13 protein-coding genes and 1 tRNA gene are annotated in these 13,970 nt (G+C 67.1%); 3 read left to right on the top strand and 11 right to left on the bottom strand.

All coding sequences use genetic code 11. The features are described from left to right. Positions 1 to 108: 108 nt before the first annotated feature. On the top strand, positions 109 to 1,224 hold the full coding sequence (locus LDO13_RS11435) for a PQQ-dependent sugar dehydrogenase (RefSeq protein ID WP_224046863.1): 1,116 nt from the start codon (positions 109 to 111) through the stop codon (positions 1,222 to 1,224). Between the two features lie 117 nt (positions 1,225 to 1,341). Continuing rightward, positions 1,342 to 1,417 (top strand) — tRNA-Lys (locus LDO13_RS11440). Positions 1,418 to 1,539: 122 nt separating this feature from the next. On the opposite strand, the gene LDO13_RS11445 is transcribed toward LDO13_RS11440, so the two are convergent. Then, a complete protein-coding gene (locus LDO13_RS11445) occupies positions 1,540 to 1,761 on the bottom strand; it encodes a hypothetical protein (RefSeq protein ID WP_224046864.1) in 222 nt (73 codons plus the stop codon). An 879-nt stretch (positions 1,762 to 2,640) separates the two neighbouring features. On the opposite strand from LDO13_RS11445, the gene LDO13_RS11450 reads away from it, so the two are divergent. Beyond that, on the top strand, positions 2,641 to 4,194 hold the full coding sequence (locus LDO13_RS11450) for a family 16 glycosylhydrolase (protein ID WP_224046865.1): 1,554 nt from the start codon (positions 2,641 to 2,643) through the stop codon (positions 4,192 to 4,194). A 214-nt stretch (positions 4,195 to 4,408) separates the two neighbouring features. On the opposite strand, the gene LDO13_RS11455 is transcribed toward LDO13_RS11450, so the two are convergent. The 10 genes from LDO13_RS11455 to LDO13_RS11500 form a co-directional block, all read right to left on the bottom strand. Further along, complete coding sequence (locus LDO13_RS11455) at positions 4,409 to 4,612, bottom strand: hypothetical protein (protein WP_224046866.1); 204 nt, start codon at positions 4,610 to 4,612, stop codon at positions 4,409 to 4,411. Further along, positions 4,609 to 4,944: a hypothetical protein gene (locus LDO13_RS11460; RefSeq protein ID WP_224046867.1), complete on the bottom strand. Its 336-nt coding sequence runs from the start codon at positions 4,942 to 4,944 to the stop codon at positions 4,609 to 4,611. The genes LDO13_RS11455 and LDO13_RS11460 overlap by 4 nt, the downstream gene beginning before the upstream one ends. After that, positions 4,941 to 6,830 carry a glycosyltransferase gene (locus tag LDO13_RS11465; RefSeq protein ID WP_224046868.1) on the bottom strand — a complete coding sequence of 630 codons (1,890 nt, stop codon included), beginning with the start codon at positions 6,828 to 6,830 and terminating at the stop codon, positions 4,941 to 4,943. The genes LDO13_RS11460 and LDO13_RS11465 overlap by 4 nt, the downstream gene beginning before the upstream one ends. A gap of 32 nt (positions 6,831 to 6,862) precedes the next feature. Beyond that, on the bottom strand, positions 6,863 to 8,146 hold the full coding sequence (locus LDO13_RS11470) for a polysaccharide biosynthesis protein (protein ID WP_224046869.1): 1,284 nt from the start codon (positions 8,144 to 8,146) through the stop codon (positions 6,863 to 6,865). Next, a complete protein-coding gene (locus LDO13_RS11475) occupies positions 8,136 to 8,954 on the bottom strand; it encodes a glycosyltransferase (RefSeq protein WP_224046870.1) in 819 nt (272 codons plus the stop codon). The genes LDO13_RS11470 and LDO13_RS11475 overlap by 11 nt, the downstream gene beginning before the upstream one ends. A 12-nt stretch (positions 8,955 to 8,966) precedes the next feature. Continuing rightward, positions 8,967 to 10,067: a hypothetical protein gene (locus LDO13_RS11480; protein ID WP_224046871.1), complete on the bottom strand. Its 1,101-nt coding sequence runs from the start codon at positions 10,065 to 10,067 to the stop codon at positions 8,967 to 8,969. 401 nt (positions 10,068 to 10,468) lie between these two features. Beyond that, on the bottom strand, positions 10,469 to 11,521 hold the full coding sequence (locus tag LDO13_RS11485) for a hypothetical protein (RefSeq protein ID WP_224046872.1): 1,053 nt from the start codon (positions 11,519 to 11,521) through the stop codon (positions 10,469 to 10,471). Beyond that, the gene (locus LDO13_RS11490) at positions 11,518 to 11,721 is read right to left on the bottom strand and encodes a hypothetical protein (protein WP_224046873.1); all 204 of its coding nucleotides are present in this window, start codon (positions 11,719 to 11,721) and stop codon (positions 11,518 to 11,520) included. The genes LDO13_RS11485 and LDO13_RS11490 overlap by 4 nt, the downstream gene beginning before the upstream one ends. After that, positions 11,718 to 12,053 carry a hypothetical protein gene (locus LDO13_RS11495; RefSeq protein ID WP_224046867.1) on the bottom strand — a complete coding sequence of 112 codons (336 nt, stop codon included), beginning with the start codon at positions 12,051 to 12,053 and terminating at the stop codon, positions 11,718 to 11,720. The genes LDO13_RS11490 and LDO13_RS11495 overlap by 4 nt, the downstream gene beginning before the upstream one ends. Then, positions 12,050 to 13,939 carry a glycosyltransferase gene (locus LDO13_RS11500; RefSeq protein WP_224046868.1) on the bottom strand — a complete coding sequence of 630 codons (1,890 nt, stop codon included), beginning with the start codon at positions 13,937 to 13,939 and terminating at the stop codon, positions 12,050 to 12,052. Before LDO13_RS11500 ends, LDO13_RS11495 begins: the two co-directional genes overlap by 4 nt. Positions 13,940 to 13,970 lie beyond the last annotated feature (31 nt).

Raw genomic sequence — 13,970 nt, forward strand, 5'->3', positions numbered from 1 at the left:
GGCTTGGCAGGACCAGTGCCGGGCCCAGGGACGGGGCGCCGGGGAAGAGCCGCTGAACGCTGCGGGCCCCCAGCCGGCCGGGCAGAAGGCCCAAAGGGCTGGGTAGGGGTGGTTGCCGCCGTCGCGATCCTGCTGAGCAGTTGCACGTCCGGAGGCACCCCCGCTCCAACCGGCACCAATCCCCCGGCCGGCAGCGAACCCGCGACGCCCGGCCCGCCGGCGTCCAGCGCGTCCGGGAGCGCCCCGGGCGTGAGCCAGCCGACGGTTGTCGAACAGATCGGCGCCGAACTGCAGGTGCCGTGGTCCACTGTCTTCCTGCCGGACGGCACCGCCGTCATTTCCGAACGGGAGACCGCCCGCCTCCGGACCATCGCGCCCGGCCAGGGCGGAGGCCCGGCGGGCACGCTCGGAAGGGTGCCCGACGTGGTTCCCGGCGGCGAAGGTGGGCTGTTGGGGCTGGCGCTGTCCCCGGACTTCGCCACGGACCGGTACCTCTACGCCTACTTCACTGCCGCAGGCGACAACCGGATCGCGCGGCTGCGCCTCGAGGAGAGGGAAGGGAACCTGCAACTGGGGGCCCCGGAGGTTGTCTTCAGCGGAATCCCGAAGGCCGGCACACACAACGGCGGGCGGATCCGGTTCGGCCCGGACGGGTATCTGTACGTCGGCACCGGTGACTCGCAGCGCCGCGGCCAGCCCCAGGACCCGAACGCTCTCGGCGGCAAGATCCTGCGCATTACGCCTGAGGGGCGGCCTGCGCCGGGCAATCCCTTCGGCGACAACCCGGTGTACAGCCTGGGCCACCGGAACGTCCAGGGACTCGCCTGGGACAGCGCCGGCCGGCTCTGGGCGAGCGAGTTCGGGCCCGACGTCGACGACGAACTCAACCTGATCGTGCCCGGCGGCAACTACGGCTGGCCGGACGTCACGGGCGCACCGCGCCGCGCCGGCTTCCTGGACGCGAAGGTGGTGTGGCCATCGACGGCTGATTCCTCCCCCAGCGGCCTCGAAATCGTCGGCGACACGGCATACCTGGGCGCACTTCGCGGCCAGAGGTTGTGGGAGGTTCCCTTGAACGGCGAATTCGCCGGCGAACCTGTGGGCTATTTCACACGGATGTACGGGAGGATCAGGGACGTTTCGCTGGCTCCGGACGGCCGCCTGTGGGTGCTCAACAACAACGAAAACCCCGATTCTGTGCTGGTTTTGGAGCTGCCCGGGTAGTGCCGGCAGCTGCCGGTCCGCCCGATTTCACACTCCGCCCAAACTCGTGTAGAGTTTCATGTCGTTGCGGAGAACAACGCGGGAACAAAAAGACCGCGGAGAACGAAAACAACAGATGCACCTCTAGCTCAACTGGCAGAGCAATTGACTCTTAATCAATGGGTTCCGGGTTCGAGTCCCGGGGGGTGCACCAACAATGAAACCCCGTCTTCACTGGCTGAAAGCCACGAAGGCGGGGTTTTGTTTTGCCTGGTTTTTGCCGCTAACCCCTAAACAGACGGCCGGCTGCTCCGGCCGCAACCTGCGCATCATGGCTCAGGTCCCCCCGGTCCTGAGGCGCGGCGCGAGCCACGACTCAAGCTCTCCGGAGCTCCACGATGGTGCCCGCACCAGGATCAGTTCCCGGTCGTCGCGGAGCACCTCATGGATGCCGTCCTCACGGGATAGTTCGCTAACAAGCCGGTCGACGTCGGCCGGCCGTTCGTGGGCGATCTCGTCGCCCAGTCCGATCTCGAAGGGCGGCTCTGGCTCCATCACCTTCGCAGTGTCGTCATAGCCTTCATTTAGCTGTCCGATGAGCTCCCGCGCGTACACGGCCATCGCGTCCTCCGGTGACTCCCGCACCCCGAGAAGCACGCCGCATGCGTCGACCACGGGAACCCCGGGCTGGATATTGTGGCCCTCGCCCGTGCCCGCTGACAAGAACCGGGTGGTTGTTGTAGGCGTAGCGCTTATTGCTGTGTCGCGCGGTCTCCCAGCGTGCCAGCGGCGCACGGTATCGCACTACAGCGGCGAGATAGGACACAAGCCGGATCGGTCGCTCCAGGCGCGTCAACGATGGTGACACTGGAAAGCACCCAGCGCCACAGGGGAACCTGGCTCTCAGGCGTGCCATCCAGGAGCGCAGCCGGGTCCCGGCCATCGGCTACCAGTCGCTCCCGGAGCCGCTCCAGTGCCGGAGCGCGTTCGTCGAGGAACTCCTGGAGGGCGGCTGCGGCATCGGTTGTGGTCAGGTCGCGATAGTCAGTCATGAAGTCCCCCAATGCCGTTTCGAAGAGTACACAGCGCGCGGTGAACCACGGGTACCTGCCCGTTCACGCACGCCGTCCAAGCGAGTGGCTCGCACCGCCGGGGCGGAGATATATCAGGATCACGCCGAGCTGAGAGTTCTCCACCCGGCCCGGTGCCGGAAGACTGGCGTGCAACTCCGGCTGAGGCGCACGGGAGCATTTCCATAGGCATCCCCAAGGGCGAGCCCTTATCATCTGACGTATGCGTAGACGAACGTTCGCACTTGGGGTGGCGGCAGTCCTGCTAACCGGCTGCTCGGGCCCGCCCCCGCAACCGGACGTAACAACGGCGACGCCGGCCCCCACATCAGTGTCAGCCACGCCGGCGCCTGCTACGCCAACGACAATGGCAAAGACAGGCTCGGCCGCGACGGATCTGAATTGGGGCACGCCGATCGCTGGCGACGAGTTCGACTATTTCGGCGCACCGGACGCCACGAAGTGGTCCGTTTACAACAGTGTCGGGCATGCGGGGAATGGCATTCGGAGCCCCCAGCAGGTCACGGTGGACGGTTCCAAGATGGTCATGACCGGAACGCCGGACGGTACGACCGCTGGAATTAGCGCGAGGTTTGGAAGCCAGAAGTATGGCCGATGGGAGGTCCGTGCGGCGGCTTCGGGTGACAATGAGTACCATTTGGTGGCGCTCCTGTGGCCGGATAGCAGGAATTGGCCGTGCGACGGTGAAGTTGACTACGCGGAGACGACTGGTGACTGGAACGTCATCAAGTTCTTCCACCACTATGGATGTTCGAATTCGCAGACATACGGGGCCAAGGCTCTGGACGTTACTCAGTTCCACAACTACGCGGTTGACTGGTCTCCGAATGGGATCGTCGGCTACGTCGACGGCGAGAAGTGGTTTGAGGACAACAACCCCGAGCACCAGCCTCCCGGACCGATGCACCAGACGCTACAACTGGACTGGTTCCCTGACAGCACTCCTAACGGCGCTGCCGAGATGCGGGTGGATTGGGTTCGCGTCTACGCGGCAGCCCCTCCTGCGCCCCCGCTGCAGTCATCCGGTGAGTCGTTTGATTTCGCCGCCACCGGAGATATGAACCCCCCGGATAACACGTCGGCCAATTCACACAGTGGTAAGAACGCGGCCAGCATCATCGCCGGACTAAACGACGGTTCGCTGGACAACTTCCTTGCGCTGGGCGATTTCCAGTATGACAAGGGCACCTGTTCCGCGCTGGAGGCATTCGACAAGTTGTGGGGTCCGGCGAAGGATAAGACGTACTGGACCGCTGGTCCCGGTCATGACGTTGAACCCGGCGCGAATGATGTTGACCGTTACATGGATGGGCAATGCGTGTCCACGGTGAAGAGCGCGACGAGCTCCGATCTGGGGCGGTTCCAGGACGCTCTCGAATGGTATTCGTTCGACAAGGGCAACTGGCACATTCTTGTGGCGCCTACGGCCGCATGGCGTTACGACGTTAAGCGGGCGGAGGCGATGACCTCGGAGATGGATGCCGACCTGAAAGCTGCAAAGGCAGCTGGAAAGCATCTGGCCGTTATTTACCATGATCCGTATTTCACCAGCAACACGTCGAGCCATACCCGCTTCTCCAAGGCGAAGCCTTGGATTGACATGTTCTGGGAGAACCGTGTTCGTGTGTTGCTGTCCGGCTCACAGCACAATTATGAGCGGACCTGCGCGATTAACAACGAGGACCAGTGCGTTGCGGACGGAATGCAACAATTCCAGGTGTCCACCGGTGGAATTGGCCTCCGGGAGTTCACAAGCAGCCCCTCTTATGTGGAGCGGAAGTTTAGCGACACATGGGGCCACCTACGGATGAGCCTCAAGGCTGACGGCTCTTATACGTGGGAATTCCGTCCCGTGTCCGGCGGAATGGAGACTGACAGCGGGTCTCGAGGCCAAGGCTAATTGGGCAGGAGCGACGGACCGCCACATTCCGCGGCAGTGCTGCCCAAACCTACGTACCGCCTATCACGCCAGGCCGGAGAGGGGCCGTGACCTTCCCGCCGATATCCTGGCCTGTGTCCCGACCTGCCGGATTCCGGAGGTCACGGGGCCGGGCCGGCGCCTGAGCGTCTGGAAGCAGGCCACCCGGGCCCACTTCGACACTGCGCCGCGTGGTTCATGCGAGCAGTCCCAGCACGCGGGGAAGGAAGAGGAGCGCGTACATCGCCCACATGACGGCGACGACCCTGGGGCTGATTGTTAGGCCCATGAGCTTCGGGCGTGCGGGCTGCCCGGTGTCAACTCCGGCGCGCCGGACTTCGAGCCCGACGAGGGTGGCGAGCAGGGCGGCAGCCGCGATCAGTCCGGCCAGTTCGATCATTTTGCTGCCTCCTGCCGTGCGCGTGCCAGGCACGCGAGGATGGTGATGACGCCCATCGTGACGACGCACGCCTGCCACGACCACACAGTGAGGTAGAACATCGCCGTGGACACCGCCGTGAGCGTCGCGAGGCCGAGCGCCAGGACGAGCATCGCGCCGAGCGCGAGGTCGGTCACCGGCATAAGCCGGGTCAGTGCCTGCCCCGGGAGCAGGACCAGGACCGCTATCGCGGCGACCGCCTGCAGCGGCGTCGGCAGACCCAGGAGCGTCACCAGCGACAGCGCGACGGCCGCGAGACCGAGCACCACGGTGGGCCGGCTGACGCCGCTCATGGCGTCACCCGGTACACGCGTGCGTCGGCGTTGCTGAACGCAAGCTCCACGCCGCCCTGCCCGCTCAGCCACTGCTCCAGCTCGTCCAGGCCTGCCGCGCTGCCGGCGCCCTGGAGCACAAGACTGGCCTCCGACGAACGCATGATCAACACGACGCCACCGCCAGGGCTGTGCCGGGCGAAGTCGTAAACGAGCGGGCCGCACGTCGCCGTCGACAAATCGGACCGGCACATGTCATCGATCGTCCGCGCCCGGTGTTCGAGGTAGTCCTCGCTGCGCCACGGCGTCGGGTGCGCAGCCGAGATGATCGACGAGCCCGGCGGCGCGAGACGATGCACGGCCGCGACCGCGGCAATCTCATCGTCGGTGAAGACGTCATACTGGGCGTTCCCGAACCGGCCCGTCACAGTCAACACCGCCAGCAGGCAGCAGGTCAGCGCAAGAGCCCCCGCGGCGCGGAAGGACGGCCGCGTGGGGTCCTGCGCGGCATGGGCGGCGGGGTGGTGTGTGCCGCCATGCCCGGCGCGGGCGGCGGGCCGTGCGCTGCCGTGCGCGGCGTGGGCGGCGGCGTGCGTGCTGCCGTCCGCCGGAAGCAGGATCGAGCACGCCAGCATCGCGACGAAAGGCAGCGCGAACAACGAGACACGGATCAGCATCTCCCCGCCGTACAACTGCGCGGGAAAGAGCAGCAACGGCGTAGCTGCCAGGAGGGCCACCCGGACGTCGAGACGTCCTCTGCGCCAGTCACGCACCGCCCCCGCCGCGGCAAGCGCCCACAACACCAGGGTCAGAACGATCCGGACCTGCACCACCAGCACGTGCCCGGCGGTCCCGCTCAGGCGGTCGAGGACGTTCGCCTCGGTCGCGCCCTGCAGCCCCGCTTCCGCCAGCGGCGGGTTCCCGATCAGATACGCACTCGCCGGGTAAACAAGCCAGAGCGTCAACAACACCACGGCGATCAACGGCAACCGGCTGGGCCAGACACGCCCGCTCAGCGTAAGAGCAGTGATGGCGATCAGCACCATAAACGGCGTCAACTGATGGCTCGCGCAGATCACCGCGACGAGCAATATCGTCACCACCAGCGCACCCACCCGGAGCCCCGGCCGGGACTCCGCAGGCACCCGCCCCCGCCACCACGCCGCCAGGTCCGCACGCCGGACCCCGCGGAACCCGGGGAACCCGGGAGCCCGCGCGGCCAACGGGCCAAGGAGCAGCGCGATCACAACGAGATACAAAAAGAAGCCAAAAGCCTGCGGAGACAGGTAGTCCTGGTCCTGCCAACTGCCAAGACAGAAAACCCACAGCACCAGCCACCGCCGCCGCGGATCCCGCGTCAGGTAACCCGTCAGCACCCCCAAAGCAACAAGCCACAAACCCACATTGAACACCGGCGCCCACAACGCAACAGCCACCGGATCAAGACCCGTCGCCCCCAGCACCGTCGCCAGCAGCGCGAAGAAACCCGGCCAATTGAAATACGCATCAATGCCCGGATCAATCCCCTGCGCCCCCGAAAGAGCATCAGCGATGCCAAGATGACGGAACGCAACCTCACCCCGCGGAACATCCGTCACGAAAGCAGCGGTCCCGAAAAGCACCAACACCAGCACCACCACAAGCCACACCATCACCACACGGCGCGCCGGACCCGCAGCATCCCCCCGCAACGCCACCACAAAAGCCACATTCAGAAGCAAAACACCCACCCAGAACGGAAACGGCAACACCGCCACAAGCCCCAAATCGCTGCCCACCGGCACAGCCACCGTCGACGCCGCCCCCACAGCAAGCGCCAACGCCACCACACCCGCCACCGCACACCACACATCACGCGCCTTCCAACGCCCCTCCGTGCGCCTGGCCACATCAAGCGTGCTAGTCATCGCGCCTCCCGTGTGACGCGCAGTAGGGCGGCTCATCGCGCGTCCCGCTTGACCCGCCGGAGAATGGCGAGCAGCCGGAGTCCGACGGCCGCGGCCCCTATGGAGAGCACCACCAACCACGCAAAGGCCATGGCGGTGGCCCCCCTGTCGGCGGCCCACAGCGCTGAGGCGCAGAGGGCGACTCCGAGCGTCACACCAACCACTATCGCCTCCGTGTAGCTACCGCGGGCCCGGCACACGGCGTTGTATGCCTGCAACACCGCATACGGCACCAGTCCGGCCGCCAACCACCGCAGAGCGCCGGCAGACGAATCGGCATACCGCTCCCCCAGCAGACTGAGCAGCGGGTGAGCAAGAATGGCGAGGAAGGCGGCAGCCAGACCTCCTACGGCGATCGACAAACGAAGACTCGACCAAGTGGTCGACACAAGGCGGTCCGGGTCGCGGACACCTTCGGAGAACTGGACGATGCCCATCAGCATCGGAGCGGAGTAGGCGGCCCAGGCCATCATCCATGCGGGATACCAGTAGGCAGCTGCCTCCGGCGCCACCATGTGCGCGAGCAGGAGCGGCAGCACCAGTCCGGGGGCGCGCTCCGTGAGGGTGAGGAGCTGGTACGGAAGGCCCATCGCCAGCAGTGGACGGCCGCGCGCCGAGCGCAAGGACGGCCGCGGCCGGTAGCCGACCAGTCTTCGCAGCTGGACCGCACCGACGACGCACGCCACGGTCGTCCCGAGGGTCCAGCAGGCCATGATCACGTCAGCGGCGGCGCCGTGTGAAAGCCAGGCCACGAGCGCCGCAGCCCCGAGCGAGACCAGGCCGCCCAACGCGTACCTCGACGTCGCGCTGGCACCGCGGCCCAACGCCACGAGCGCCTGGTCCAGCACGATGACCAGGGTGCCGGTGACGGCAGCCACGAGGAACGTCAGCCAGAAGAGAACCGATACCAAGGCCGTGTCCGGCATCACAGCCGACTGCAGCACAAGGTAGCCGAGCGCCAGCACGGTGCCGGCTACCCCCACGATGGCGAACGCCGCGTCAAGCACGCGCGAAGGCGGCTCCCCCCGCCCCACCGACACGATCACGGCGGACCCGGCCCCCAGCACCGCGAGTTGTGTGCAGATCATCACCGCCGAGACCGCGGCCATGGTGAGCCCGACCTCACGGTCGGACGTCGCCCGCGCGGCCACGACCCAGAAGGCGAAACCCGCGCCCGTCTGGGCGGCCTTGGCCACGACGAGGCCTAGGGAGCTACGCAGGGCCGAATGCCGGACGGTCGCGGTGCCCACGACAACGGTCCCCCGCTCAGTGCTCACGACGCAAACCCTTCGCCATGGCCGCGTAGTTGTACCAGCAGAAGGCTACGTAGTAGCGCAGCCATCGAGGCTGGCCTTCGGCGAGGCTCAAGGCGCTGCCCCGGACTGCCGCGGCGGCGGGCAGCAACGCCAACCTGGCACCGCGCAAGCCGTGTTTGCGGACCATCCGTCCCAGGCCCGTTCCATCCATGACGAACTGGTCGAGCGCGAAGTCGAAGTCGTCTGCGGCAAAACGATGTTCGACGAAGACCCGGCGTGACACCGCCGTGCGCAGCCCTGAGTCCCGCATCCGCCAACGCAGCTCGATATCCTCCCCCGACTTGAACGAGTCATCGAAACCTATGCCCAGCATCAGGTCCCGGTCGACGATCGTCGCCACGAGCCCGAACCAGTTACGGCTGCGGCCGGTGCGATGGTGATGTGCCAGCGCCTGCCCCCAGTAGCCCGGTCCAGCGACACTCTCCAAACCGGCCTGGAGGGCGTCGTGGCCGCCCTCCACCAACTCCGTGAGCAGGTCGGCGACCCCCGAGGGCCCGAACACGACGTCGGCGTCGACGAGCAGGACCCAACGGGTGTTGCTGCTCCGTACACCTAGTGTTCGAGCCCATGGCAGGCCGCGGCCCTCGTCACTCAGGACCCGGGCACCGGCCGCGAGGGCGATCTCGACGGTGCGGTCCGTGGAGCATCCGTCCACGACGATGATCTCAGCGACACCGGACTGACGCAGGGCCTCTAGACAGCGTGGGAGCAGGTCCTCCGCGTTGCGGGCCGGAACGACCGCGGTGACCTCGGCAGGGCTGTGACCCACAGTGCCACCCCCTCAGGCCTGCTCGTCAAGGATCGACGGCAGCAGCTGCTCGAGATACCGGACGATGTCGTCGGACGCCTCGTCCGCCGAGTACGCGGAGGGCACCTGCAGCAGGTGGCAGGGACGTCCGTCGAGCGCCTTGCTCAGCACGACCCCCTTCGCCGCGAAATGCTCGCGCCAGGGGAGGACGGACGTGGCCGCCAGGCCCGTCACGACCCGCTGCGAGAAGCCCGCCATCTCGATGTGGAAGTTGCCGAGCATGCGGTCGACCATCCAATCGCTCGTCCGCTCGACGATCCGGGACCGGGCGCCCTCGTACCGCTCGATGTAGATGGCGGCCGCGAGCGGCGCCGAGGTGGTCACTTCCCTCCCCGGGAACGCAGTCCCCGGATCGACCATGCGGTGCTCCGGCGACCACCGCCGGGAGAAGTCCGCGAGGCGCGGATAACGGATGACGTACGGGTGCACCACCGTGGTGAAACGGCCGACACTGTCCGAGAGCTGTGAGGGGATGAGGGGCTTCCTGACACCTTCGAACAGGTGGGGGTAGATGGCCCGGTGGTGCGGCTTGATGAACATCGGCTTCGCGTAGCCGAGCATCGTGGCGTCCTCGGCGAGGAAGGCCCAGTCGTCACCCATGAACGACCACCCCTCGCGCCGCATCAGCTTGGCGGCAGTGCTCGTCTTACCGGTACCTCCGGCTGCGGGCAGCGCGATCGCGTGACCGCGGTACGCCATCGTTGCAGCGTGGATCATGCCAGCTCCGCGACCGACCATGGCGGCATCGAGAACAGGGACCACGGAGGTCAACAGCTCGCCCGGCCCATGAATGCGCCACTGCTCTGCGTCCCTCACGACCTGGACCCGATCGGCCTGGAAACGCACACTGTTCTCCGTGTACGCGAGCTCGTGCTCAACCAGACCCGCATCCGGCATCGGCTCCAGCCGGTCATCGACGACGATGTCGGCCGGCCGCTCGGTGGCGGTGGCGAAACACGCCAACATGCTCTGGAGCTGGGCTGCTGCCGGCGCATCCCCGTCGACGCGAATCATAACGCGGCCGTGGATGTCGAAGTGCAGTGCCTTGGTCTTGTTCTTGGTCTTGGTCTGCATGGTCCTCCCCTGTCTGAGTGGTGTCGTTCGGATGGTGTCTCGGCCCCAGCGACTGGACCATCCAAGTGCCCCTAGAGGTGTTCGAAACCCCCGGCCGAGTGACTCTGCCGTTATTGACCGTATGGTAGGCCGGTTAGGTAGACAACGGTAGTGACTACTCGCTTTTACTTGGCGTCCTACTAGGGAATTTCGTGCTCCCGCCAGTGCCAGGGGGGTGAGATTCGCCCGGGGTTCAATGGAGGCCGCGAGGGTCAGGCAGCAGTCAGTGAGCACGGCTTCGACGGTGATTCCGTGTGCGACGGCGAAGGGCGCGTCGCGGAGCCAGGACGCTGTGGATTCTCCTAATTCTCAACAGGGAGGATCTCAACAGGGAGGCTCCGGAATTGGCCAGCCGGTCCGGCTCAGCCGCCGTCCGGACGCCAGTACCGCAGCCCGCCGCTTGTGGTGCCGTCGCGGGCGACGTCGACCATGGCGTACGGGAACGCCCGACGGTCCGACTGGTCAGGTCCGCGACCGCGGACGTCCGAACACCACGTGCCTGTGTTGATGTACCGGGTGGGGCACGCGTCGAGCGCCGTCTCGAGGGCCCGGTGGGTGTGGCCCGAGACGTACCAGGCCACCCCGGAATCGTGCGCCTGCAGAGTACGTGCGAACCGGCCCGCCGCAGCCGGAGCCTCCTCGCCGGCGCCTCTGCGCCCGGCGGCCCCGAGCACCATGCGGGTCGCGGCGACCGGAAGGGCCGACACCGTCCGGAACCGGGACAGGCGCGCCAGGTCCCGAACCGCCACGCCGTCAAGTCCGAGCCGCAGTGACTCAGTCTGCAACAACTCGTCGTACGCATCCTCACGGACGCGGCGTTCCGCCCGCTCGGATGCCAGGCAGGCCCGGGCAACGGCACCGGCACGGCTCAGGCGCGACGTGGACGGATTGGCGTTCCAGGCAGCGAGCGGTGGCAGGTCCAGCTCGTCGGTACCGTTGACGGCCGAGCGGAGCACCTCGGGCATCCGGTGCAGAGCGTGGTGCTGGTGCCCGTGCTCGGCAACGAGCACGTGGGGCACGTGCAGGAACCAAGGGTGCACCTGGACCCGCGTGGGCTCCGCGGGTGACAGCAGCGCCGACAGGCGTGCTGCAACCGAGGGCCGGGCCAGCTCCACATCGTGGTTGCCGCACACGAAGTGCAGCTGCACGCCCTGCTCCGCACACGCCTTCAGCACGCGGAACATGTCGCCGTTGTGGGCCAGGATGGACTCGAGCCGGGCCAGGCTCTCGTCCTCTGCTAACCCGAACAGCTCGAACGTGTCACCGACGAAGGCGACGTTCGGCTGCGGACCTGCAGTTGCGAGTACCTCGCGGTGGAGGAACTCGGGCAGCATGCTGCCGGGGTGCCGGGGGTCGTCGTCCGACACGCCCAGGTGGACGTCGCTGAGGAGCCACCACCTGGCCGCGTGGTTCATGCGAGCAGTCCCAGCACGCGGGGAAGGAAGAGGAGCGCGTACATCGCCCACATGACGGCGACGACCCTGGGGCTGATTGTTAGGCCCAGGAGCTTCGGGCGTGCGGGCTGCCCGGTGTCAACTCCGGACCGCCGGACTTCGAGCCCGACGAGGGTGGCGAGCAGGGCGGCAGCCGCGATCAGTCCGGCCAGTTCGATCATTTTGCTGCCTCCTGCCGTGCGCGTGCCAGGCACGCGAGGATGGTGATGACGCCCATCGTGACGACGCACGCCTGCCACGACCACACAGTGAGGTAGAACATCGCCGTGGACACCGCCGTGAGCGTCGCGAGGCCGAGCGCCAGGACGAGCATCGCGCCGAGCGCGAGGTCGGTCACCGGCATAAGCCGGGTCAGTGCCTGCCCCGGGAGCAGGACCAGGACCGCTATCGCGGCGACCGCCTGCAGCGGCGTCGGCAGACCCAGGAGCGTCACCAGCGACAGCGCGACGGCCGCGAGACCGAGCACCACGGTGGGCCGGCTGACGCCGCTCATGGCGTCACCCGGTACACGCGTGCGTCGGCGTTGCTGAACGCAAGCTCCACGCCGCCCTGCCCGCTCAGCCACTGCTCCAGCTCGTCCAGGCCTGCCGCGCTGCCGGCGCCCTGGAGCACAAGACTGGCCTCCGACGAACGCATGATCAACACGACGCCACCGCCAGGGCTGTGCCGGGCGAAGTCGTAAACGAGCGGGCCGCACGTCGCCGTCGACAAATCGGACCGGCACATGTCATCGATCGTCCGCGCCCGGTGTTCGAGGTAGTCCTCGCTGCGCCACGGCGTCGGGTGCGCAGCCGAGATGATCGACGAGCCCGGCGGCGCGAGACGATGCACGGCCGCGACCGCGGCAATCTCATCGTCGGTGAAGACGTCATACTGGGCGTTCCCGAACCGGCCCGTCACAGTCAACACCGCCAGCAGGCAGCAGGTCAGCGCAAGAGCCCCCGCGGCGCGGAAGGAGGGCCGCGTGGGGTCCTGCGCGGCATGGGCGGCGGGGTGGTGTGTGCCGCCATGCCCGGCGCGGGCGGCGGGCCGTGCGCTGCCGTGCGCGGCGTGGGCGGCGGCGTGCGTGCTGCCGTCCGCCGGAAGCAGGATCGAGCACGCCAGCATCGCGACGAAAGGCAGCGCGAACAACGAGACACGGATCAGCATCTCCCCGCCGTACAACTGCGCGGGAAAGAGCAGCAACGGCGTAGCTGCCAGGAGGGCCACCCGGACGTCGAGACGTCCTCTGCGCCAGTCACGCACCGCCCCCGCCGCGGCAAGCGCCCACAACACCAGGGTCAGAACGATCCGGACCTGCACCACCAGCACGTGCCCGGCGGTCCCGCTCAGGCGGTCGAGGACGTTCGCCTCGGTCGCGCCCTGCAGCCCCGCTTCCGCCAGCGGCGGGTTCCCGATCAGATACGCACTCGCCGGGTAAACAAGCCAGAGCGTCAACAACACCACGGCGATCAACGGCAACCGGCTGGGCCAGACACGCCCGCTCAGCGTAAGAGCAGTGATGGCGATCAGCACCATAAACGGCGTCAACTGATGGCTCGCGCAGATCACCGCGACGAGCAATATCGTCACCACCAGCGCACCCACCCGGAGCCCCGGCCGGGACTCCGCAGGCACCCGCCCCCGCCACCACGCCGCCAGGTCCGCACGCCGGACCCCGCGGAACCCGGGGAACCCGGGAGCCCGCGCGGCCAACGGGCCAAGGAGCAGCGCGATCACAACGAGATACAAAAAGAAGCCAAAAGCCTGCGGAGACAGGTAGTCCTGGTCCTGCCAACTGCCAAGACAGAAAACCCACAGCACCAGCCACCGCCGCCGCGGATCCCGCGTCAGGTAACCCGTCAGCACCCCCAAAGCAACAAGCCACAAACCCACATTGAACACCGGCGCCCACAACGCAACAGCCACCGGATCAAGACCCGTCGCCCCCAGCACCGTCGCCAGCAGCGCGAAGAAACCCGGCCAATTGAAATACGCATCAATGCCCGGATCAATCCCCTGCGCCCCCGAAAGAGCATCAGCGATGCCAAGATGACGGAACGCAACCTCACCCCGCGGAACATCCGTCACGAAAGCAGCAGTCCCGAAAAGCACCAACACCAGCACCACCACAAGCCACACCATCACCACACGGCGCGCCGGACCCGCAGCATCCCCCCGCAACGCCACCACAAAAGCCACATTCAGAAGCAAAACACCCACCCAGAACGGAAACGGCAACACCGCCACAAGCCCCAAATCGCTGCCCACCGGCACAGCCACCGTCGACGCCGCCCCCACAGCAAGCGCCAACGCCACCACACCCGCCACCGCACACCACACATCACGCGCCTTCCAACGCCCCTCCGTGCGCCTGGCCACATCAAGCGTGCTAGTCATCGCGTGTCCTGGATGTCGAAGTGCAGTGCCT

Source organism: Arthrobacter sp. NicSoilB4 (assembly GCF_019977335.1).
Classification (GTDB): domain Bacteria; phylum Actinomycetota; class Actinomycetes; order Actinomycetales; family Micrococcaceae; genus Arthrobacter.